Source organism: Dermatophilaceae bacterium Sec6.4, assembly GCA_039636865.1.
Classification (GTDB): Bacteria; Actinomycetota; Actinomycetes; order Actinomycetales; family Dermatophilaceae; genus Allobranchiibius.
In genome coordinates this window covers 784780-804909 of sequence record CP144172.1, presented here as the reverse complement: position 1 = coordinate 804909, position 20130 = coordinate 784780, and the positions used below count along the sequence as shown (strand labels likewise).

Annotated in this window: 25 protein-coding genes; 13 read left to right on the top strand and 12 right to left on the bottom strand. The window is 65.0% G+C overall.

Translation table 11 applies throughout. The features are described 5' to 3' along the window. Positions 1 to 85: 85 nt before the first annotated feature. On the bottom strand, positions 86 to 2053 hold the full coding sequence (locus tag V3G39_03940) for a heavy metal translocating P-type ATPase (protein ID XAS77205.1): 1968 nt from the start codon (positions 2051 to 2053) through the stop codon (positions 86 to 88). Positions 2054 to 2113: 60 nt separating this feature from the next. Here V3G39_03940 and V3G39_03935 point away from each other — a divergent pair, with 60 nt between their 5' ends. The 4 genes from V3G39_03935 to V3G39_03920 all read left to right on the top strand — a co-directional run bounded on the left by V3G39_03935 (position 2114) and on the right by V3G39_03920 (position 4442). Continuing rightward, positions 2114 to 2470 carry a metalloregulator ArsR/SmtB family transcription factor gene (locus V3G39_03935; protein XAS77204.1) on the top strand — a complete coding sequence of 119 codons (357 nt, stop codon included), beginning with the start codon at positions 2114 to 2116 and terminating at the stop codon, positions 2468 to 2470. Positions 2471 to 2770: 300 nt separating this feature from the next. Then, positions 2771 to 3370, top strand: coding sequence for a TMEM165/GDT1 family protein (locus tag V3G39_03930; GenBank protein XAS77203.1), 600 nt, complete (start codon positions 2771 to 2773; stop codon positions 3368 to 3370). Positions 3371 to 3608: 238 nt separating this feature from the next. Then, positions 3609 to 4037, top strand: coding sequence for a PRC-barrel domain-containing protein (locus V3G39_03925; GenBank protein XAS77202.1), 429 nt, complete (start codon positions 3609 to 3611; stop codon positions 4035 to 4037). A gap of 42 nt (positions 4038 to 4079) precedes the next feature. Beyond that, positions 4080 to 4442: a DUF488 family protein gene (locus V3G39_03920; protein XAS77201.1), complete on the top strand. Its 363-nt coding sequence runs from the start codon at positions 4080 to 4082 to the stop codon at positions 4440 to 4442. A 27-nt stretch (positions 4443 to 4469) separates the two neighbouring features. On the opposite strand, the gene V3G39_03915 is transcribed toward V3G39_03920, so the two are convergent. Together V3G39_03915 and V3G39_03910 are read right to left on the bottom strand one after the other, a co-directional pair. Further along, positions 4470 to 4922 carry a universal stress protein gene (locus V3G39_03915; protein ID XAS77200.1) on the bottom strand — a complete coding sequence of 151 codons (453 nt, stop codon included), beginning with the start codon at positions 4920 to 4922 and terminating at the stop codon, positions 4470 to 4472. A gap of 32 nt (positions 4923 to 4954) precedes the next feature. Next, positions 4955 to 5257, bottom strand: coding sequence for a hypothetical protein (locus V3G39_03910; protein XAS77199.1), 303 nt, complete (start codon positions 5255 to 5257; stop codon positions 4955 to 4957). A 545-nt stretch (positions 5258 to 5802) separates the two neighbouring features. Here V3G39_03910 and V3G39_03905 point away from each other — a divergent pair. Further along, a complete protein-coding gene (locus V3G39_03905) occupies positions 5803 to 6093 on the top strand; it encodes a hypothetical protein (protein XAS77198.1) in 291 nt (96 codons plus the stop codon). Between the two features lie 40 nt (positions 6094 to 6133). Here V3G39_03905 and V3G39_03900 read toward each other — a convergent pair whose 3' ends face one another. Both V3G39_03900 and V3G39_03895 read right to left on the bottom strand, forming a co-directional pair. Further along, complete coding sequence (locus tag V3G39_03900) at positions 6134 to 6460, bottom strand: hypothetical protein (protein ID XAS77197.1); 327 nt, start codon at positions 6458 to 6460, stop codon at positions 6134 to 6136. Positions 6461 to 6495: 35 nt separating this feature from the next. Then, on the bottom strand, positions 6496 to 7080 hold the full coding sequence (locus V3G39_03895; GenBank protein ID XAS77196.1) for a questin oxidase family protein: 585 nt from the start codon (positions 7078 to 7080) through the stop codon (positions 6496 to 6498). Positions 7081 to 7086: 6 nt separating this feature from the next. On the opposite strand from V3G39_03895, the gene soxR reads away from it, so the two are divergent. After that, on the top strand, positions 7087 to 7638 hold the full coding sequence (soxR, locus tag V3G39_03890) for a redox-sensitive transcriptional activator SoxR (GenBank protein ID XAS77195.1): 552 nt from the start codon (positions 7087 to 7089) through the stop codon (positions 7636 to 7638). Between the two features lie 23 nt (positions 7639 to 7661). Here soxR and V3G39_03885 read toward each other — a convergent pair whose 3' ends face one another. Next, positions 7662 to 8330 carry an SDR family oxidoreductase gene (locus V3G39_03885; GenBank protein ID XAS77194.1) on the bottom strand — a complete coding sequence of 223 codons (669 nt, stop codon included), beginning with the start codon at positions 8328 to 8330 and terminating at the stop codon, positions 7662 to 7664. A gap of 181 nt (positions 8331 to 8511) precedes the next feature. Next, positions 8512 to 9354 carry a GNAT family protein gene (locus tag V3G39_03880; GenBank protein XAS77193.1) on the bottom strand — a complete coding sequence of 281 codons (843 nt, stop codon included), beginning with the start codon at positions 9352 to 9354 and terminating at the stop codon, positions 8512 to 8514. A gap of 375 nt (positions 9355 to 9729) precedes the next feature. On the opposite strand from V3G39_03880, the gene V3G39_03875 reads away from it, so the two are divergent. Next, entirely contained in the window at positions 9730 to 10485 is a 756-nt protein-coding gene (locus V3G39_03875) for a hypothetical protein (GenBank protein XAS77192.1), read from the top strand. 107 nt (positions 10486 to 10592) lie between these two features. Continuing rightward, complete coding sequence (locus V3G39_03870) at positions 10593 to 11120, top strand: signal peptidase I (GenBank protein ID XAS77191.1); 528 nt, start codon at positions 10593 to 10595, stop codon at positions 11118 to 11120. A 20-nt stretch (positions 11121 to 11140) separates the two neighbouring features. Here the strand turns inward: V3G39_03870 and V3G39_03865 are convergent, their stop codons facing one another. Together V3G39_03865 and V3G39_03860 are read right to left on the bottom strand one after the other, a co-directional pair. Continuing rightward, a complete protein-coding gene (locus tag V3G39_03865) occupies positions 11141 to 11590 on the bottom strand; it encodes a hypothetical protein (GenBank protein ID XAS77190.1) in 450 nt (149 codons plus the stop codon). Positions 11591 to 11802: 212 nt separating this feature from the next. Then, complete coding sequence (locus V3G39_03860; protein XAS77189.1) at positions 11803 to 11985, bottom strand: hypothetical protein; 183 nt, start codon at positions 11983 to 11985, stop codon at positions 11803 to 11805. Between the two features lie 175 nt (positions 11986 to 12160). On the opposite strand from V3G39_03860, the gene V3G39_03855 reads away from it, so the two are divergent. Next, on the top strand, positions 12161 to 12841 hold the full coding sequence (locus V3G39_03855; GenBank protein XAS77188.1) for an NAD(P)-binding domain-containing protein: 681 nt from the start codon (positions 12161 to 12163) through the stop codon (positions 12839 to 12841). Positions 12842 to 12850: 9 nt separating this feature from the next. On the opposite strand, the gene V3G39_03850 is transcribed toward V3G39_03855, so the two are convergent. Next, on the bottom strand, positions 12851 to 13852 hold the full coding sequence (locus V3G39_03850; protein ID XAS77187.1) for an EamA family transporter: 1002 nt from the start codon (positions 13850 to 13852) through the stop codon (positions 12851 to 12853). Between the two features lie 164 nt (positions 13853 to 14016). Here V3G39_03850 and V3G39_03845 point away from each other — a divergent pair, with 164 nt between their 5' ends. Then, the gene (locus V3G39_03845) at positions 14017 to 14493 is read left to right on the top strand and encodes an SAM-dependent methyltransferase (protein XAS77186.1); all 477 of its coding nucleotides are present in this window, start codon (positions 14017 to 14019) and stop codon (positions 14491 to 14493) included. A gap of 40 nt (positions 14494 to 14533) precedes the next feature. Here the strand turns inward: V3G39_03845 and V3G39_03840 are convergent, their stop codons facing one another. Continuing rightward, positions 14534 to 15052 (bottom strand): hypothetical protein, encoded by a 519-nt coding sequence (locus V3G39_03840; GenBank protein XAS77185.1) that lies wholly within the window; start codon positions 15050 to 15052, stop codon positions 14534 to 14536. 515 nt (positions 15053 to 15567) lie between these two features. Here V3G39_03840 and V3G39_03835 point away from each other — a divergent pair. Both V3G39_03835 and V3G39_03830 read left to right on the top strand, forming a co-directional pair. Beyond that, positions 15568 to 16272, top strand: a complete 705-nt coding sequence (locus tag V3G39_03835; GenBank protein ID XAS77184.1) for a TetR/AcrR family transcriptional regulator — start codon at positions 15568 to 15570, stop codon at positions 16270 to 16272. A gap of 19 nt (positions 16273 to 16291) precedes the next feature. After that, positions 16292 to 16987 (top strand): hemerythrin domain-containing protein, encoded by a 696-nt coding sequence (locus V3G39_03830; GenBank protein ID XAS77183.1) that lies wholly within the window; start codon positions 16292 to 16294, stop codon positions 16985 to 16987. Between the two features lie 30 nt (positions 16988 to 17017). Here the strand turns inward: V3G39_03830 and V3G39_03825 are convergent, their stop codons facing one another. Beyond that, positions 17018 to 18187 (bottom strand): helix-turn-helix domain-containing protein, encoded by a 1170-nt coding sequence (locus V3G39_03825; protein ID XAS77182.1) that lies wholly within the window; start codon positions 18185 to 18187, stop codon positions 17018 to 17020. Positions 18188 to 18687: 500 nt separating this feature from the next. Between V3G39_03825 and V3G39_03820 the strand changes: the two genes are divergently transcribed. Next, positions 18688 to 20130: a sugar transferase gene (locus V3G39_03820; protein ID XAS77181.1), complete on the top strand. Its 1443-nt coding sequence runs from the start codon at positions 18688 to 18690 to the stop codon at positions 20128 to 20130.

The following is a 20130-nucleotide window of genomic DNA, read 5'->3' as shown; positions in this document are numbered from 1 at the left end:
CGCGGCCGAGGCGAAGGCGCACCAGGCTCCGTGGCAATTATTGGACGAGTATGGCCCGGTTGTCGCAAAAGCAGCGGCGACTCATTCATCCCAGCTGTCGCGGTGCTCCCTTCCAGGCGCCTCGGCGTAGCAGGCGCAGGCCATTAAGTCCGACGATGACGGTGGATCCTTCGTGGCCAGCGACCCCCAGTGGTAGTGGCAGGGTGCCGATCAGGTCCCAGGCCACGAGTGCGGTGATGACGGTGGCCGCGATGATGAGGTTGGCGATCACGACGCGGCGGGCCCGGCGGGCCAGTGCGATGACGTTGGCGATGGTGTTCAGGTCATCGCGCACAATGACCGCATCAGCGGTTTGTAGGGCCAGGTCTGAGCCGTGGGCTCCCATCGCGATACCGAGGTGGGCGGTAGCCATCGCGGGGGCATCGTTGATGCCGTCTCCGATAAGGAGCACCTTTCGTCCGGTCGCCTGCAGGTCCGCGACAGCGGTGACTTTGTCCTGCGGTAGCAGCCCCGCGCGCACGTCGTGGATGCCGACTTGCGACGCGAGTTGCGCGGCGGTGGACGCGTTGTCACCGGTGAGTAGGACCGGCGGGTGGGTCAGCAGGCGGCCCAGGGCGCGGACGGCTTCGGGTGCTTCGGGGCGTAATTCGTCGGACAGGCTGATCACCGCATGCGCCACCCCGTCGATGCTGAAGATGACCGCAGTGTGTCCCTCCTCTTCCCGCTGACGTACCTTCTCGCCCAGGTCGGGGTGGAAATCGGTCGGGGTGAAACTGCCGGGTGTGCTGACTTCGATGGTGTGGCCTTCGACGATGGCGCTGACACCGCGACCTGGTGTCGAGGTGAAGTTGCTCGCGCCTGGAATGGAGTCGATCCCGATGCGGCTCGCAGCCTCGACGATGGCCGCGGCGAGGGGGTGCTGGCTGGGTCGTTCTGCTGCGGCCGCTATCCGCAACACCTCGCGCTCTGTCAGGGTGCTGGTACTGGCGTGGTCGATTGTGGTGACTCGTGGGGTTCCCAGGGTCAGGGTGCCGGTCTTGTCGAACGCGACCGTGTCGGTGTGGCCCAGTTGTTCCATCACGACTGCGGACTTGACCAGCACCCCGTGTCGTCCGGCGTTGGCGATGGACGACAGCAGCGGTGGCATCGTGGCCAGTACGACCGCGCAGGGTGACGCGACGATCATGAAGGTGATCGCCCGCAGCAGGGTGGCGTCCAGCTCGGCACCGAATGCCAATGGGATGAAAAATAGCGCCAACGTGGCGGTGACCATTCCCACGGAGTACCGCTGTTCGATTTTCTCGATGAACAGCTGGGTCGCGGCCTTGGTCTGTGATGCCTCATCGACCATTGCCACGATCCGCGCGACGACCGATTCACCAGCTGTGCTGGTCACCGTGACCAGCAGGGAACCGGTGCCGTTCATCGTCCCGGCGTACACCGGGGACCCCGCATGTTTCACCACCGGCATCGACTCTCCGGTGATCGGTGCCTGATCGACGTCGGAACTTCCATCGGCCACGCTGCCGTCGGCACCGATGCGCTCACCAGGGCGGACCCGGATCACATCGCCGACGATCAATGAGGCTGCGGGGACGACCACCTCTAACCCGGTGGACTCCAGGCGGGTTGCTTGTTCCGGTGCCAGGTCAAGTAGGGCGCCCACGGAATCGCGGGTGCGTTTGGTGGCGACTGCTTCCAACGCCCCGGAGGTAGCGAAGATGATGATCAACAGCGCGCCGTCCAGGATCTGTCCGATACCCGCCGCGACGATAGCGGCCACAATCATCAGCAGGTCCACATCCAGCGTCTTCTCCCGCAACGCCTGAAGCCCGGCCAACCCCGGTTCCCACCCGCCGGCCGCGTAACACAACAGGTACGCCGTCCACCACGTCGCCGCCGGCGCCCCCGCCAGTTGCAGCACCCCACCGACAGCAAACAAGACCACCGCGAGCGCCGCCCAGCGCACTTCGGGGATGAGTCGGGCCCACCACGGCGCGGGCACGCGGGAATTCAGGAGGGAGTCGGGAGAGGTCAGGGTCGAAGTTGCCACCAGATCATCCTAGACATACATGAATAGATGTTCATGTATGTCAGTCGGTACGATCAGCAGGTGAGTCACGGAGCGCGCGACGGGGACACGCCACCGGCGCGCCTGGACAGCGACAGTGCCGCTGCGGTTGCTGAGACCCTGCAGGCGCTGGTCGCACCGAGCCGGTTGCTGATTCTGTCCCAGCTTCGACAGGGCCCGGCGACGGTGGGCGAGTTGACCACTGCATTGCACCTGGAGCAGTCGGCCATCTCTCATCAGCTGCGGCTGCTGCGCATCATGGGGTTGGTGACCGCCACCCGTAACGGCCGCAACATCACCTACACCCTCTTCGACCAGCACGTCGCGGCACTGCTCGACGAAGCGGTCTACCACGTCGAGCACCTACGCCTCGGCGCCTCGGACACCGAACCAATCTGACCGCAGCACCCCAGCACGCTGTTTTCCCCGACGGTCTTTTACTGAACTACCAGTGCGGGAATCCTCCACGTCGCCGTGCACGAATTGGAAGCGGCCGGTCCGATCGGCTACCTTCGTCGCCGAACGGGAGTAGTCCCCAGACTGGATGTCGACATACCGGCCGCTCGCGCGGCCCGGTGTCCAGGGCCGGCGTTGACCGGCTGGACGAGACGTTCGGATCATCAACCATTGGTTGGCGGTCCGACGCCTCACGAATCTCTCTCGAAGCGTTGGGCCCCGGCCGCAACGCCGGAGGGACCCATGTTCAGTATCTCGATCATCGCGATCGTGTTCGGACTGATCTTCATCGCCGAACTACCCGACAAGACCGCCGTCGCCGGTCTCGTCCTGGGTACCCGTTTTCCCATCTGGTGGGTCTACGCCGGGATGGCCGCGGCCTTTCTGACCCACGTGCTGATCGCTGTTGCCGCAGGATCGCTACTGACTCTGCTACCCCGCCGTCCCGTCGAACTCGTCGTAGCCGCACTCTTCCTGCTCGGCGCCTTCCTCGTCTGGCGCGAGGGCCACGACACCAAGGAAGAAGAGGACGAGGAAGAAATCTCCGGTGTTACCGAAACAGCCGGGTTCTGGCGGGTCGCTTCGCTGGGATACGGCGTCATTTTCGTGGCCGAGTGGGGTGACCTGACCCAGATCCTGACGGCCAACCTCGCCGCGAAATACGACGATCCGGTCTCGGTGGCAGTCGGAGCCACGCTGGGACTGTGGGCCGTGGGCCTGCTGGCAATCCTCGGCGGCAAAACCCTGCTCTCGGTCCTGCCGTTGCAGTGGATCACCCGAATCGCTGCGGTCGTCATGCTCGGACTCGGCATCTACAGCCTCACCACCGCCATCAACGGATAACGCGGCGACGGCGGGCATAATGGGTAGCCGCAGGCGCGCTGTGGACTTGCCCCTCCGGCGCGCGTACTGTGAAATTGGCTGCCTCGCAGCCGGTCTGGATCTCGCAGTCTGCCAACCGCCGCCGCGTGGAGTCTCGCTCAACACCAGACACACCCGGTCGCATTCTCTGCGGACTTCTCCACTGCTCGGCGGTGGCGAGTCGTCGACAGCTGTACAGACCACTCCAGGAGATGACGCCATGCCGGACGACGAGATTGCGACCCTTTACACGCTGGGCGACCGAGGTCAGACGATTGAAGGCGTGCTCAATGACGTCCGTGGTCGCACGGTCAGAGATATAGACGGTGCCGAAATCGGCATGGTGGCTGATCTACTCGTTGATGATCAGGAACACAAGGTGCGTTTCATGGTGGTTGAACATTCTGGCTTCCTGGGTATGGGCGAGACGAGAACGCTTTTACCCGTCGAAACCATCACCAGCATCACCACCGACGAGGTGCTCATCGACCAGTCGAGCGAGAAGGTCGCATCGGCGCCGGAATATGACCCGGATCTTGTCGATGACCACCCACATCACGTCAGCGTCCACAAGCATTACGGCAGCAACCCTTATCGGGGCAGTGGCGCCCCATACCCCATCGGCGGTGGCGGCATGGGTCACCCGTGAAGCACAGCGAAATACTGCCGGGAATGACGCGGAGGCCACCTTGTGACGGATAACCACACCGTCCGGGTCGGACGCCCGTACGATCCGCGTGCCGACGGTGACGGGGCCCGTGTGCTGGTGGATCGTATCTGGCCGCGCGGGCTGAGCAAGGAGAAAGCCGACCTGGACGAGTGGTGCAAGCAAATAGCACCGTCCACCCAGCTGCGTCAGTGGTACGGGCACGAACCGGATCGATTCGAGGAGTTCGCTCGCCGCTACCGGATCGAGCTGCAGGAACCTGAGCGTGCCGAGGTGCTGGAGCATCTACGCCAACTGGCGCAGCGCCGACCGCTCACTTTGCTGACCGCCAGCAAGCGGTCGGACATCAGCGATGCCACCGTGTTGGTGCAGTTGCTGTGCCCCTGAGCGTGTTCGCCACGACGGGCGGGGTCGCTACTGAGCCTCCAGGTGCCGGACCACGAGGACCGGACACGGCGCATGCGAGCAGACGTGTTCGCTGACCGAGCCGATCAGCATGCCGGCAAATCCGCCGTGCCCTCGGCTACCGACGACGAGCAGATCAGCGCCCATCGCCGTCTGGATCAGCATCTCTGCCGGGTGTCCTTCGATGACGCGTTGGGCCGTGACCAGGTCCGCGGGCAGGTCCGCCAGTTCCATTGCATGCTCGATCACGGACTGCGCGTTCGCCTGCCAATCGTCCTGCACGCCCAACAGGTAGCCACTGGAGGACATCGGGTACTGCCAGGCGATCACCGCCTCCAGGGCGGCACCGGTGAGCTGGGCCTGGCGGGCCGCCCACCGCACAGCGTCGATCGAGGCCGCCGATCCGTCGACCCCCACCACAATCCGTTCCGTCGTCTGCGGTTTTGGCGTGCTGTTAGTCATTGGCTCGACCTTTCGCTTCGATTCGTCCACGATCAGGCCCATGGCCACAGACCGCTGTACCGCATGCATTCTTCGGCCTGATCGAGCTCTCGCGTCGCATCCGACCCCTGAGTGATCGCCACCATTGCGCGCCACCCCTCTTGCGAACATCCGCGGGCCGCGGCACCCATACCGATCTGGGCGAGGTACGTGATGTTCGGTGAGCAGGACGCCCGGTCCAGCCCCTCCACGCCCCCCAGCGCGTCGTCTGCAAGTTCGGCGAGCGCAGCGAGGGCTTCGGCAAACGCCTTCTCATCGGCCACGGATCTGGTGCCCCTGACAGCCGCTACTGCCATGCAGGAACATGGCAACCCGAGTGCCACACAGGAGCAGGACATCTCGGCTTCCGACACTTCGGGCGCTGCGTGGGTGTGCGGCCCAGGAGGAGCGTGTCCACCCTCGTCATCCCAGCGATCCAACGCACGTTCGATCGGTGTCATCGCGTGTGGGCGGAACTGCGAATGATCACTGCCGGCAGGGGACTGATCGGATGAGAGACGCGGTCCGGCGTGCAGTTCACGATCGGGAGTCGTCTGAGTCGGTGGGGTACTGAGGAGAGCCATGAAAACCTGCATCGAGGACACGGACCCTTGGCGATCGGGCCAGAAGCTGCTGCTTCGAGACGCGGCAGCGGACGGCCGGATCTTTCCCGAACTGGCTGAAGATCTCAGCATCAATAAGCGTACCGCCGAAACTCGCTCCGGGACCGCCCGATACCGGGCGGCACAGCGACGGACCATCGGCGCCCGTGTCCGTATTCGCCCGGTGCCGTCCCTTTCGCGCTGTCGCCATCTGCGCACCGTAAAAGGCGCCGCACCGCGCTGGCGGCTATCGTCCGTAGATGGAGACGTTTTTATTTGTCGGCGCAATTGTCATCTGTGCAGCATTGTCGTTCTCCTGGGGTTTGAAGCAGCAAGATCTGCAGCGAGCGGCATTGCGACGGCTGGACACAAAGGTAGATCTGCTCCTTGAACACGCTGGGCTGCAGCCCAGCGTGGATCTCACCGACGTGCACGAGGCGTTGAACAAGGGCGAGCCGATCCGTGCGGTGAAAATTTATCGAGAAGCCACCGGTGTCGATCTGATGACCGCCAAGCTGGCCGTCGACGAGATCCAGCGCGCGCAAACGTAATGGCACGTCACCACTGACGCGCGCCCAGCGACCGGCCGCCTCAGTCGCCGGCGATGAGATGACATGCGCGAGCCGCCGCTGGGAGTGCATGAGGGTTGCCGCGACGATGTGATTCCTGCGCCACTTCGGCGAACTTGATCGCATGCTCGTCGCCGCTGCCGACCGCGCGATCGGTGACCTGGTCGGGCGTCGCGTTGCGCTCTTCACTGCGGGTCAGGGGCGGGCGTGGGTTCGTGGGGCGGTAGATCGAGCCGACTGCTGCGGTGACCGCCCAGGCAACCTCGAGGGTAGGCATCCACAGGCTCTGCGGCAGCGCAAGCAACACCAGACTCGCGGCGCGCGGTGCGGTCGCAGAATGCACCAGCATGACCGGGTTTGCGTGAGCCCACTGCTGATAGTGAGTTACCGAGCGTCGACCAGGGCGTCCAGCGCGTCGGGAACCTGCGCCGGCGCACCAGGCAGGTGCAACCGCGCCACAGTGGTCGGCCAGGACGACGTGCGGGCGAGATCATTCAACCGGGCACCGATACCGCCGCTGGTATCCATGGGTGGCACGGCCTCCAGCGCGGTGTCCGGATTGGCAACACCACTCGGGCGAGGATGCCCAGGCAGACGCTGGTGGCGCGCCGCCCAGTAGCCGAGAGACTGCGCAAGTTCGGCTACGCGAGCCTGGGTCGGGGCTTCCAGGAGTGCTCGGACAGCGTGCCCGGTCCTGATCAAACCGTGGGTGGCCGAGGCAACGGCACCGTCGATCAGCCGGGGCCACCACCGCACCAGAACCGCCTGCCACGACTGCTCGCTCAGCTCCCGGTCGAAGAGCGCGATCCAGTCGCCGAGTCGAGAAGGATCACCGAGCGCCTGCGGCCATTCGTCCTGCGTGATCCACCACCGCGATGCCGGCGGGTCCTCCAAGCGGCGCACGTAGCCATCCACCCATCGCTCGACCTCGGCACCGCGACCGAGGCGGATCATCGCATCGGCTGCCATTGGGCCATGGTTGGACAGCCACCCCTGAAACTCCGGACCGGTGGCTCGCAGCCGTGTGTACGTCTGGTCCAGCAGTTCGGTGTCGCAGGTGGAGCGGGACTGAGCCCGGCGACCCTGCGCTACTACGAACGGTTGGGTCTGCTCAGCGCGACACGCACCGCAGGCAACCAGCGACGTTATCCCCGTCAGGTCTTGCGCCGGTTGGCATTCGTCGCCGCCGGGCAACGCGTGGGGTTGACGCTTGCGCAGATCCACGACCTGCTCACCCAGCTCCCGAAGGACCGCGCACCCTCACGAGAAGACTGGACTCGCTTGTCCGGGCCCTGGCGAGCGCGGATTGACGCCCGTATTCGCGAGTTGCGCGCCCTTCAGGACACCCTCGACGGTTGCATCGGTTGCGGTTGCCTGTCGCTGACCAGGTGCGCATTGTTCAACCCCGACGATGCTGCCGCCGCTGAGGGCGCCGGTTCACGGTGGTTACGAACTGCCACCGACGAACGTCACCCGAAAAAGTTTCTACCGCCGCCTGGGACATCCCCGTACCGGCCGGACAGTTGAGGCGGACCCGCTGTCGCAGTTCCTCAGGCGAATGCCGAGCTGGGTAGCTCGCGCTCGTTGCCGAGGATGGCCTCCACGATTCGCTGGGCAACTGCGTCCGGGTCGGCGCCCTGCGGCATCTTCGGAGCCTCTCCTGCGATCGCACGGTCGGCCAGGCCCGTTTCGGTGTGCGGGGGACGGATGTCGAGTACGCGGATCTTGCTCCTGCGTGCTTCTTTCGCCGCCGCAAGGAAGAGCGCCGACGCGGCAGCCTTGACCGCTGAGTAGGTGGCCATCCCGGCAACCGGTTGCTCGGCGAGAACGGCGCTGATCCCGGCGACAACCCCACCGGGCTCCAGCACGGGTAACGCGGCGCGCAGCACGCGCAAAGGCCCGAGGAAGTCCACCAGCACCAGGTCGTCCACAGTGTCGTCCCCGATCTCGGTCAGCGGACCGAACGCGGCGATACCGGCTGCGATGACCACACCGTCGAGATGACCGTGCTGCTGGATCGCGGCGTCGATGATCTGCTGCGGCGCGGCAGGTTCACGTAGGTCCGCGGTCACGGTGTGTGCGCCCTCGACCGGGCAGCTGCCCGAATGAACGCTGACGGTAAGGGAAGCTCCGGCATCGGCCAGCCGCTGAGCGATACGGGAGCCGAGCGCGCCAGAGGCGCCGATGACGACGAAGACCTTGTCGGGGAGATCAGCCATGCAGACAGTGTGCAGGTCGGTACCAGCACGTGCATGAGGTGGCCCTGTTCACCCCAACGCACGGGCCCTAGTCCGACCCGCGAGACCTGGCCGCCCCGAGAATCCGACGCTGAGTGCCACCCGCCGGACCTGGGCTGCACAGTGGGCGAAGTGAGCGAGCGCGTACCGGCCCAGCCGAGGCTCAGATGCGCGCCTGCAGCGGCGCCTTCTGGCGGCCGTCATCGTCGAAATTTTCAGCACTCAGCCATGCCGTGAATGCGCTGCGCACCCGGGGCCATTCGGCGTCGGTGATGGAATACCACGCGGTGTCACGATTGCGGCCCTTGACCACCCGGTCCTGGCGGAATGTGCCTTCATAATGGAAGCCCAACCGCGTCGCCGCAGCGCACGAAGGAGCGTTCAGCGAATCGCATTTCCACTCATACCGCCGGTATCCCAGGTCGTCGAATACGTGGTGCATCAGTAGAAACTGAGCCTCTGTCGCCGCGCGGTGCTGCTGTAACAGTGGTGAGAAATGGACATGCCCGACCTCGATCGAACCGGCCGTGGGAGCGATCCTCAGGTAGCTCAACACCCCGACTGCTGTGCCTGGCGCGGACTGCCCCGACGGGTCGGTCGCGACGACTGCATAGAAAAACGGGTCGAGGCAGGGGGCAACCCCCGTGATCCATTCCCGGTAACCGGACCGGTCTGCGAACGGTCCGTAGGGCAGATAGGTCCAGCTCGCACCTTCGACATCAAGGGCGTCTGCCGCGAACAACTGATCGGCGTGGCGATCGGTATCCAGTCGCTCCAACCGGCAGTACTGTCCCGTGAACGTGGGGACTGACGGCATACCCGGCACGTCCCACCCCTGCACGACATCCCCGACCGGCTGGCCCAACTCGTTGATCTCCACCCGCGCAGTATGCCGGGCCCGCTCGCTCGATCCGGCCACCTCAAAAATTCGACCCAATTTCGGGACCACCGGGCGCCTCACGCCGACATGGACATCGGCGCTCACCCCGTTGAATCGCGTCGCCACCACGACCATTCGACGACGAGGTGGTGCAAATCTCGGACGTTTCGCGTCACAGCGGACGCGACGGGGAGGTCCTGCTGTTTGAGGCGTAGATCAAAGAGCATATAGGCAACCCCTCGGTTCTCTTCGGCAGTCTGCAGCGCATGCCAGCAGACTCATCAAAAGCCCAATTCGCCATTCAAATGCGCAATGAAAGTCCCGCACCTGAGGCGATTACAGCGGGCTCTTGACACGAGCTTCATCGCTCCACTATTTTTCGTCCCGTGGCCGGGCAAAGCCCGGTTTGAGCGAGGCACAGATCCTCTGCTGTGTTGGTCGCTCCCGGGGGCCAGATGGGGATAACTGGCGCGCTCTTGGAAAGTTATCTCAAGGAGAACCATGAACAAGAGCAAGGCCCTTCGCGTCGGGGGCTTCACCGTCGCCGTCGCAGCTACTGCATCGCTCGTCGGCTTCACCGCCCATGGCACCGGCGCCTACTTCAGCGCCGCGACCAGTGGGAACATGGCTGCCAGCACCGGTCACGTCACGGTCACCTCAAGCCCGAGTACTCTCGATTTCACCAACTCGCTACCCGGTGACTTCAAGACCCAGCAGGTGACCTACAAGGTCAACGGCGATGGCCCCGAAGACGTCTACATCGCGTTCGACGACCCGAACGGTGGCGACTACGCCCTCAACGGCTACTCCTCGGATCCAGCCACCCTCGGCCGCTACGGTCACCTCCAGGTCACCGGCCCGGTAGGTACGTTCCAGTCGTACAACCTCTCGACCGACGCTTCGCAGAAGACCAACGGCGGCGGGCGCGGGACCGTCTCGGGCGACCGGACGGCGGACTGCAACATCGACCCGACCACCGGTCTCGGAGGAAGCACCGATCAGTCCACCCGAGCAGCTGGGCCCGGAACCGGCGCACCCAGCTACGTGAACTCGTGCCCGGCCCCGCAGTACATCCTGCTGAGCAAGGGTCTGAACGCCTCTGATCCGGCCCAGAGCGCTGCCGTCACCTTCGGCTACACGAAGATCCTGGACAGCCAGGCCTCGCAGGGCAGCACCACCGCCCAGATCCCATTCCGGATCGTCGCGGAGCAGGCCGGCGTGAGCCCGTACGACGCGAACACCACGAACGGCCGCTGAATCATCAGCACTCGTTAGGCATTGAATAACTGAATAAACTGCGGTGGGTGATAGCTCGGTCAGCCCGAGCTATCACCCACTACTCCACTCTCGGAACGAGGACGCACGTGAGCATTGCCCGTCGCCTGATGATCGGACTGTTCGCAATGCTCCTCGGCGCCGCGATCATCGGCGGCGTCCAACTGCATCGGGCCGGTTACCGCGCGTACATCATTCACACCGGCTCGATGACCGGGGCTCTCAACACCGGTGACCTGATCATCGATCGGCCGGCAAGCAGCACGCTGCACATCGGCGAGGTAATCACGTTCCTGCACTCTGGACAGGCCAACGATGTCGTCACCCACCGGATCGTGAGCCTGAACGACGGCACCATCCAGACCAAGGGCGACGCGAACCAGGTCAAGGACACCTGGAACATCCGGCACAACCAGGTGAAGGGCGTCGTGGCCACGACGATCCCGAAGGCGGGGTACGTCGTCTATTTCTTCAAACAACCGGCCGGTGATGCTGCTGCCGTAACCGGGGTACTCGCGCTCATCCTGCTGTACGGACTGTTCTTCGACCCCACGGCGGAAGTGGCGGACACCGAGCAGCATGTCGACGAGACCCACCGGATCGCGGCCGAAGCCTGACGCGGGTAGCCCGCTGCCGTTCAGCGGGCGGACACACCCACGCCGATCGGTACTCCTGCCCGCCAGTAGTTCGCAGCTGCGCCCATCCCCGCCGCCAGCAGGACGACACCCGAGGCACCGAGCCCGATTGCAGTGTGCGGGTCGTCCGCGAGCTGGATGCCGGAGTACGCGAGCGCGATGCCTGCCGTGCCGCACAACCAGAGGTCGAAGCGCCACACCATCGTGAACCAACCCCAGAACGCCTGCCCACGAAGCCCGTCGGCAACATTCTCACCATGTCGGCGGGTGACCCGAAGATAGACGGCCTTTTTGACGAACGATCCGGCCGTTGCGCAGGCCAGAGCCGCAAAGAGAGCGGCCCAAATGCCGAACAGGGACGAGAGCGAGGACCCGCGATAGGAGCGGACGGTGGCCGGCCAGGCCTGCTCGGTGGCCGACCGCGCCAGACCGACGGTAAGGGCTATCGCCACCGCCCCGAGAACCACGCCCCACACAGCATGTGGTCGGAGCCCGATCGGTCTGAAACGCGCCGCGAACGATCGCTGCTCAGCCCCGGATCGCGAGCCCGTGGAGTCGGAGGGTCCGAATGCGCCCCGACGTAAGATCTCGCCTGGAATCAAGGCACAGATGGCGAAGAGCAGACATACGAAAGGCGTCGAATCAGCGTTCACCATCCAGTTCATCAGGCCTGCGGCCCCGGATCCTCACCCCCGGACAGCCTTGTCAGGGCCCATGCCTGCATCGCGGCGGTGCTCAGCGAGGCGAGCACGAGGAGGAGGCCGGCAGCGTCAAGGGCGAGGCCGACCCGCCGAAAGACATGAGTATTGCGTGGCGAGACCGCGGTAGCGGGTGCAGCGTGGGCCATGGAGGCTCCTCGGTCGGACAACACGGATAAAGAACAGCGATTGGGAGTTCAGGTGGTCCCACTGCAGACGCAATGATCGCTGACGATTCACGCTCCCCTAGGAACTGCGCGTCGGCGATATCAGGACTGGATTTCCCTGAGGAATATTTCGTTCCTATCCAGTCTTGCCCATTCCATGACCACCATCGGATTCATCGGAAGCGGAAACATCGGCGGCACCCTCGCCAAACTTGCAGTCGACGCGGGTTACGACGTCGTCGTGTCCAACTCGAGGGGACCGGAGACGCTCACTGACCTCGTCGATAGTCTTGGGCCGAAGGCACGCGCGGCAACCTCGAGCCAGGCCGCAGCAGCAGGCGACATCGTCGTCGTCACCATCCCCCTGGGCAAGATCGACGCGGCGCCGGTGGAGCCCCTGGTCGGCAAGGTCGTCATTGACACCTGCAATTACTACCCCGAGCGCGATGGCGCAATCGCCGCGCTGGACGAGAAGCAGATCACCACGAGTGGTCTCGTTCAGCAGCACCTGGCGCAGGCGCACGTGGTCAAGGCATTCAACAACATCTTCTTCAAACACCTCGGCTCGATGCAACGCCCGAGCGGCGCGTCTGACCGCAACACGCTGATGATTGCCGGTGACGACGAAGCGGCCAAGAAGACGGTCACCGAGTTCATCGATGCGATCGGCTACGACGTCTTCGACACCGGCAGCCTCAGTGACAGTTGGCGCTTCCAGCGTGACCAGCCCGCCTACGCCAGCGCCTACGTGGAGGACGGCGACTTCGAGAAGCCCAAGCGCGCCGACAGTGTCGAGCTGCAAGCCTTGCTCGAGCAGGCGGACACCTCCATCCGCTGATGCAGTGAGTCAGAAGTAGGGCGGGTGCGGATACGATCCGTGCCCGTCCGGTTCGGGTGAGTCCGATTCGTGGCCGGATGGCCGGTCGGAGCGAATGGCGTGACCGACCTGCGAGACCTGCGGTCCCAACCCGAGCGAAGCAATCGCAGCGACGATCAGGACCGAGCCGAGCAGGCCTGCGAGGGTGAGCCTCTCGCCCAACAAGAGGACCGCGATGACCACCGCGGTGACGGGCTCCAGCAGGGTGGCCACCGTGGCCGACGCGCTGGGCAGGGTGCGCAGACCGGCGAACAGCAGTACGTAGGCGATTGCCATGGTGACGGCGCCGAGATACGCCAGACCTGCCCACGTAGCGGCGTCCGTGGGCACCAGCGGGTCCCCCCGAAGAAGTCCGACCGCCAAGCCGGCAGGCACTACGACCATCGCGACCACGACCATCGTGGTTGCGGCCATGGGAACTGCGTTGTGCCGCTGGGAAACTGAGCTGCCCACATCCGCGCTGAGAGCGTAGGCCGCGCCGGAAGCAAGCGCCGCGAGAACCCCCAACGCCGGGGACGATCCATTGGCGTGACCACCGATCAGGCTGACCAACAGCAACCCGGCGACACCCATCAGCACGGTGACCAGCTGCGCCGATCCTGGCATCCGTCGTCGCTGCGCGCCGTGCAGCACGAGGAGGAACACCGGCGCGGAGCCCAATGCGACCACGGTCGCCACGCTGACCCCTACAGCCAGTACTGCGACGAAGAAGAGCAACTGGAAGAGAGCGGTCAGTGCACCCATCAACAGGATGCGCGCCGGGTGGGCGCGAATCAGGGCCGTGCAGGCGTCGAACTGTCGGCCAGCGATCACGAGGACGGCGAGCGCGACGACGGCCACGATGGCGCGCCACAGGCTCATCGTCAGGACCGACAGCATCGACCGTTCGTGGACAAGGTCGACCACCGGCCCGATGGTCCCCCAGATAACTCCAGCGGCGCATACCAATACCAGACCCCGGCCCCTGCTCACACTCGCCACCGGCTCCGCCCTGCGCCGCGCGCCTTGACGAGCTGAACGTTCATGTCGCAGATAGTGCCACCCTCGTGGACCCGACCCATGGGGTGGAACACGCGGCCCAGACCGACAGGTTCGGAGCCCGCCCCGAACCCACCTGGTCGTGCCAACATGACGGCATGGATTTCACGATGGTGCCGGTAGCGATGGTGCGCGAGGGACGAACAGTCGTGCAGGACGACTTCTGGGGCGGTACGACGTGCCGGATCGAGCTGGACCCCGCATACAGCGCTGACAGTCTCGCGGGGTTGAGCGACTTCTCCCACCTCGAGGTGGTCTATGTGTTGGATCGGGTCGACCCCACCTCTGTAGAGACGACCGCGCGCCACCCACGGGGCCGCGAAGACTGGCCGCTTGTCGGGATCTTCGGGCAACGCGGCAAGCGCCGACCGAACAGGTTGGCGGTCAGCCGCTGCCGCCTTCTGCAGGTGCAGGACCGCGCGCTGATCGTCGAGGGGCTCGACGCTGTCGACGGCTCACCTGTGCTGGACATCAAGCCGTGGATGACACAGTTCGGGCCGCGCGCAGACGTGCATCAGCCCCGCTGGGCGAACGAGCTGATGGCGGATTACTACCGCCCCCAAAGCGAGCGATAGTAATCCCGCGGCCGAGGCGTCAGCCTCCGATCCGGTGTGCTCACGCCAGGTCAGATCGTCGCGCTCTACGACCGAAAGCGACCGCGAGTGCAGCTGCGACCAGCAGCATCACGACGCAGCCGAGCAGAAAAGGCTCGAGGCTCGCGAAGATGTGCGGTGCATGATTGACCGTGCAGGTCGTGCTCGTTGTCTCGCGCATCGGCTGACCGACCGCGGGCGCCACAGCAGTGCCTGACGTGCTGCACTCCTGACCCTGCACAAAATGATGCGCGCCGATCGCGACGCCGGTGACGGCTGCGACCGGGATCAACGCCACGCCCCACACCGTATGCAGACGACGTCGTGATGCGAGGACCCCACCCACGATCGCCGCACCGACGGGCAGGACACCGACGACGGCCAATCCCGCGGTGGGAAATATCAGGTAACCGACGGCAGCGGCGTACCCGGCAACGACGATCCACGCGGCGAAGAACCACGCGTCGCCCCACCACGACGTGACCTGATCGGGCAAAAATTCGGCGCGCGCGTTCGAGGGCCACGGTTGGTAACCGGCCATCTGTGCCACCACTCTTCTGCACTCTGCAGTGCGACGCTTCCGACGCAGATCACACCGAGGTGAAACAACTGCGTGAACCTGAACCCCTCGATTTAAGCACTCGCTCAAATCGAGGTCCAGTGATGCCGCGCAGTACTACTGCACCCACCGGTGAGGATGCAGCGAAACAGCGGCTTTCGCGTCGGACATCAGCTCGGCATCCAGAAGTCGAGTAGCCCGGTGAGCACACCCAACGGCGCGCGGCAGGGACCATCGACCCCACCGCGATGACGGGCAGACGCCAGACCGTGCCTCGGGCGAGACTACGTCGCGAAAGCCGCGGCACTGTCTGGGGTGTTTCTGATGCTGCGTTCACGATCTTCCCCCTGGTCAGCAGCAGCCTTCTGATGCTCGCTACGGGCGTCGCGCGGCATGCCTCATGCGGCGGCGAGGTCAGGATGGGTAGCTGTCCAAGAGGGCCCGAACCACGTCGATGAATGTTACGATAGTCAGATTCTCATCACATTGGAGATCTAGTGTTAACTGATGCCGATCGGCCGGCAGAAAAGCGCGGTTACGATGCGCGCAGCCGTCGCCAACGCGCCCAACTCGAACGTGCTGATACCCGGCAGCGGGTGTTGGTAGCAGCCCGGGCGCGGTTCCTGACCGATGGGTACACCGACACAAAGATGCTCGATATCGCCGCGGATGCCGGTTTGGCGATCGCGTCGGTGTACCGCGCGGGCAGCAGTAAGGCCGCGTTGATCGAGATGATCATGGAGCGGGCCACCACCGGGGGCGATCCTGGTCAGGACGCGGACCGGCCGCTGACCTTTGCCGCGCTGCAGCCCCCGGCGTACCCGCTGATCGCCGCCGAACCCGACCCGCGCCAGCAGGTGTGCATGATGGTGGACCTGATCTGCGACGCCCTGGACCGGGTGGGTCCGTTGTGGACCGTGCTGCGCGATGCCGCGAGCGTGGACGCCGGAGCCGCCGAAACGATGCGGGCAATGCTCGAGCGCCGAGCGGCCGCGTTCGAGGCCGCGATCGGCTTGCTGCCCCCCGAGCGGCTGCGCCTCAGCCCTGATGAGAGCGCCGACACCCTGTGGGCGCTCTCCAGCCCCGACACGTACCTGATGCTGCGCACCGTGCGCGGCTGGAGCCACCACACGTACCAGAACTGGCTGCGCCGCAGCCTGCTCACCCTGCTTCTGACACCCCTGAACGACCCGCCCGAATAACCCCACCCATGGAGAAATCATGACAATGACCAGCGATCTACCTCTTGCTGATACCAGCGACATGATCGGTATCCACCGGGTGTTCCGGCAGGCCTTGGACGCCGCTCCACACCTCGTCGGTGGCGTCAGACCTGGGGACCTGGATCGTGCGGAGGTCGTGGGCACGTACTACGACAACGTGCTGCGGCTGCTGGACTCCCACCACACCGGTGAGGATGAGTTGCTGACTCCGAAGCTGCTGCAGCGTTGCCCCGAAGATGCATCGATCATCGCCGCGATCTTCGCTCAACACGGTGCCGTGCACGGCGCGATCGACCAGGCCAACACCAGTCTCGCGGCGTGGCGCGCGGACCCGAGCGCGTCGAATACAAACGAGCTGCAGGTCGTCCTGGCGGCGTTGAACCAGGCACTGACAGTGCACCTGGATCAGGAGGAAGCCACCGTGCTGCCCATCGCCGCGCGGTGCATCAACGTCGCGGAATGGGGTCAGCTACCCGAGCACGGGATGCGGACCTTCACCGGTGACAAACTGTGGCTGATCCGCGGTCTGATCAGCGATGAGATGACGCCGGCGCAGCGGGCCGAGATGGACGCTCACACCCCACCTCCAGTTGCTGCCATGTGGGCCGAAACCGGCCACGCCGCCTACACCGACTTCCTGGCCCAACTCCACGGCACAATCCCAGAACCAAACCGGGCCGACACCGCTGGATGAGCCCACGACCAGCACCCCGGACACGCTGCCTCAGGAGAGCGGAGTTGACGGCCAATCCAGCATCTTCGCTCCGAGCACCGCGACCTGAAGGGCGAAACGCTCGGTCGGTTGCGCTGGGTCGTGCCCCGTCAGGTCGCGGATCCGATCGAGGCGGTAGCTCACCGCACGCACGGAGAGGTGCAGAACGCGCGCCGTCTGGGCGGTGTTGCCCCCGCAGCTGAAGTAGGCGCCGAGGGTGTCCAGCAGCGGGCCGGCGCCGCCGCGAGCAGCGAGTAATGGCGTGAGCAGCGTGGTGACCAGATCGGTGATCGCGACCCGATCACGCAGCATCACCTGATAGACCAACAACTCACGAGCGTCGATAACCGGGTCGGTGAGCCCGAGCCGGTCGGCCAGCACCAAGGTCTGGCGAGCCTCCCGGTAACCGGCCGCCACTCCGTCGGCACCCGTGGCAGGCCTGCTGACCCCGATCTGCCAACCAGCAGCAGAACGCGGACCGAGCGAAACACCCAACCGATCTGCGACCGCGTTGACGGCAGACCGGTCAGGGGCCGGAAACACCGCGATCAACCGGCCCTCCTTGCTCGCCACCAGGGCATCGGCATTACCCGTCCCCCCCGACACCGCCCGCTCCAGCTGCGCGACCAGCGGCGTCCCGTCAACGAAAGGACGGTCGGCGCGCACCACAGCTACGGCGTGCGGTCCGGACAGCTGTAGGCCGAATCCATTGGCGCGTTGCAGCACATCGGCGACAGCGCCCGCCCCGGTGAGCAGATCGTCCACGAATTCGCGCCGAGCTGATTCCTGGGTGCGGACCAGCGCTCGCTGAGCCTTCTGAAAACCCTCTGCCAGTGCCGCCACGACATCGTCGACCGCCCGCAGCATCACCTCGCCGGCCGCAACGACCGCGTCCGGATCTTCGCGGGCGTTCACAACGGGGGGAAGGTGACGCCACAGTCGCCACGAGGACGAGGAGTAGAGGTCCAGTAACGCCCGCAACGCAACGCCCTGGCGCGCGGCAGCATCGCCGTAGGACTCGTACGGCTGCAGCTGCCGCAGCGTGAGCGGGCGCCCGGTGGCAACCGCCGCCACCAGGACGGGAAGAAAGTCGCCGAGCAGCTCGGCGGACAGACCACCCGCGTCAGCGGCGCCGGCGGCCGCGACATCGGAGAGCAGCTGAGCAGATATCTCGGTAATCAACGCAGCTCCTTCCCGGACAGATGCCTCGTGCATTTCTGCTGAATTCGGCCTGGCCTGATGACTTTAACATCACCTCCGTTACTCTTCTAGATGTTATATATCTCATATTTATGTTAAACGAGGCCTCAAGGTCGCCGACTTGGAGCTCGCGCGCGGCGCCAGTCAACGACCGGCCAATCGTGGGCGTCGCCACCGAATATCACTACCAACTGCCACTCCGGTAGGCGCGAATCGACCCCGAATCAAACAAATTTTCACACATCGCCTCATCCCAGACCGGGCGTCCAGAAAATTTGTTGATTCGTCACCAATCCGAAAAGACAGCCGCCTCGAACTGCTGATGATCACAAACGATCGCTTCATCCGGTCGTTTTTGAAACTACTTGACTCTTCACCAAGTTAACTTTATTATCGGTAAGTAAGGCAGCTGAACACTCGTTCAGTTGAACGGTTGGTTCCCAGTCCCGGGCAGTTGATGCCCACAATTCAAGGAGGTTGACGTGAGCTTGTCCGGTGACCCGATCGAGTTGACGAACACCGGAACGAGCTCAGTTGACGATCGTCGTGCGGCGGTCGGCCACTACTCGGCCCCGCTCAGCGCGAACACCATCCGGCAGCGGAAAGTTCGCCGCGAGTCTGCGATGGTGCGCGTACTCACCGACCTTTCTGCACCTATGGCGTTCGCCATCTACCGGCCCGAACTGCTGAAGGGCGCGCTGATCTTCGCGGCGGGGATCCTGCTGACCGGTTACTGGTTCGGCCTGTACCGCGCACGATTTACGCAGTCAGTACTGGACGAGCTGTTGCGGCTGGTCTTCATGGTGGCCTCCGGCGGCGCGCTGGCTGCGGTGGGAGTGCGAATCGTCGGTGAGAACAGCACCCCGAACCTCACCACGTTGGGCCTCCTGACGCTGGCTGCGGTGCTGGTAGGGCGCGCCGTGGTCTACCACTTGGACACGACGGCTCGCCGCAGAGGAGATCGACTGCTGGGCCGCACCCTCGTCGTGGGTGGTGGGACGGCAGCGGGTGAACTGGTCCGACGGATCAGCGAGCACCCCGAGCTGGGTCTTTCCGCGGGCGGAGTCCTGGAGGCAGGTGGCCCGACCTTGAACGACTGGCCCGTCCTGGGCACCATCCACGACCTGCCCTCGATCATGCATTCCCATCGCATCGACGTCGTCCTGATGGCTCTTCCGGACGTGCCCGAAGACGAGGTGTTCGACGTCATCCGTCGGTGCGACTTCGCGACGTCCGAGCTCTACAGCGTCTCCGCGTGGTTCAGCCTCAAGGGCGGTCACGGACCGACCGCGGACCAGCTCTGGGGTATCCCGGTCAGCCGGGTGACTCCGGCACGGCGGGTAGGTGTCGCCCCGTGGATCAAACGAACCTTCGACATCCTGGTGTCCGGGACCGCGTTGCTGCTGCTCAGCCCGGTGCTCCTGGCCATTGCCCTGGTCGTGCGCCTCGAGGGTGGACCGGGGGTCATCTTCCGCCAGGAGCGCGTCGGGCGGAACGGGAAGCTGATCATGATCCTGAAGTTCCGGTCGATGCGCCCCGTAGCGGCTGCAGAGTCCGACACGACATGGTCGATCGTCGGCGACGCCCGGATCGGTCCAGTGGGCCGCTTCCTACGTGCCAGCTCACTGGATGAACTACCACAGCTGCTCAATGTCTTCCGTGGCGACATGAGCCTGGTCGGACCCCGGCCCGAGCGACCGCACTTCGTCAGCCTCTACGAGCCCACGGTCCGCAACTACCGCTACCGCCACCGTATGCAGGTCGGGATGACCGGGTACGCCGCGGTGCAGGGCCTGCGCGGGGACACCTCGATCTCCGAGCGCGCCTACTTCGACAACCTCTACATCGAGAACTGGTCGCTCGGTCTGGACGCGATGATCCTGTGCCGCACCGTGCTCGAGGTCGTCAAGAAACGCGGTGGCTGA

Coding starts and splice junctions, on each gene's coding strand:
- V3G39_03930 (XAS77203.1), top strand. CDS start 2,771: ATGTTCAGTATCTCGATCATCGCGATCGTGTTCGGACTGATCTTCATC.
- V3G39_03925 (XAS77202.1), top strand. CDS start 3,609: ATGCCGGACGACGAGATTGCGACCCTTTACACGCTGGGCGACCGAGGT.
- V3G39_03915 (XAS77200.1), bottom strand. CDS start 4,922: ATGACTAACAGCACGCCAAAACCGCAGACGACGGAACGGATTGTGGTG.
- V3G39_03910 (XAS77199.1), bottom strand. CDS start 5,257: ATGGCAGTAGCGGCTGTCAGGGGCACCAGATCCGTGGCCGATGAGAAG.
- V3G39_03905 (XAS77198.1), top strand. CDS start 5,803: ATGGAGACGTTTTTATTTGTCGGCGCAATTGTCATCTGTGCAGCATTG.
- V3G39_03900 (XAS77197.1), bottom strand. CDS start 6,460: ATGCTGGTGCATTCTGCGACCGCACCGCGCGCCGCGAGTCTGGTGTTG.
- V3G39_03895 (XAS77196.1), bottom strand. CDS start 7,080: ATGGCAGCCGATGCGATGATCCGCCTCGGTCGCGGTGCCGAGGTCGAG.
- soxR (XAS77195.1), top strand. CDS start 7,087: ATGGTTGGACAGCCACCCCTGAAACTCCGGACCGGTGGCTCGCAGCCG.
- V3G39_03885 (XAS77194.1), bottom strand. CDS start 8,330: ATGGCTGATCTCCCCGACAAGGTCTTCGTCGTCATCGGCGCCTCTGGC.
- V3G39_03875 (XAS77192.1), top strand. CDS start 9,730: ATGAACAAGAGCAAGGCCCTTCGCGTCGGGGGCTTCACCGTCGCCGTC.
- V3G39_03860 (XAS77189.1), bottom strand. CDS start 11,985: ATGGCCCACGCTGCACCCGCTACCGCGGTCTCGCCACGCAATACTCAT.
- V3G39_03855 (XAS77188.1), top strand. CDS start 12,161: ATGACCACCATCGGATTCATCGGAAGCGGAAACATCGGCGGCACCCTC.
- V3G39_03845 (XAS77186.1), top strand. CDS start 14,017: ATGGATTTCACGATGGTGCCGGTAGCGATGGTGCGCGAGGGACGAACA.
- V3G39_03840 (XAS77185.1), bottom strand. CDS start 15,052: ATGGCCGGTTACCAACCGTGGCCCTCGAACGCGCGCGCCGAATTTTTG.
- V3G39_03830 (XAS77183.1), top strand. CDS start 16,292: ATGACAATGACCAGCGATCTACCTCTTGCTGATACCAGCGACATGATC.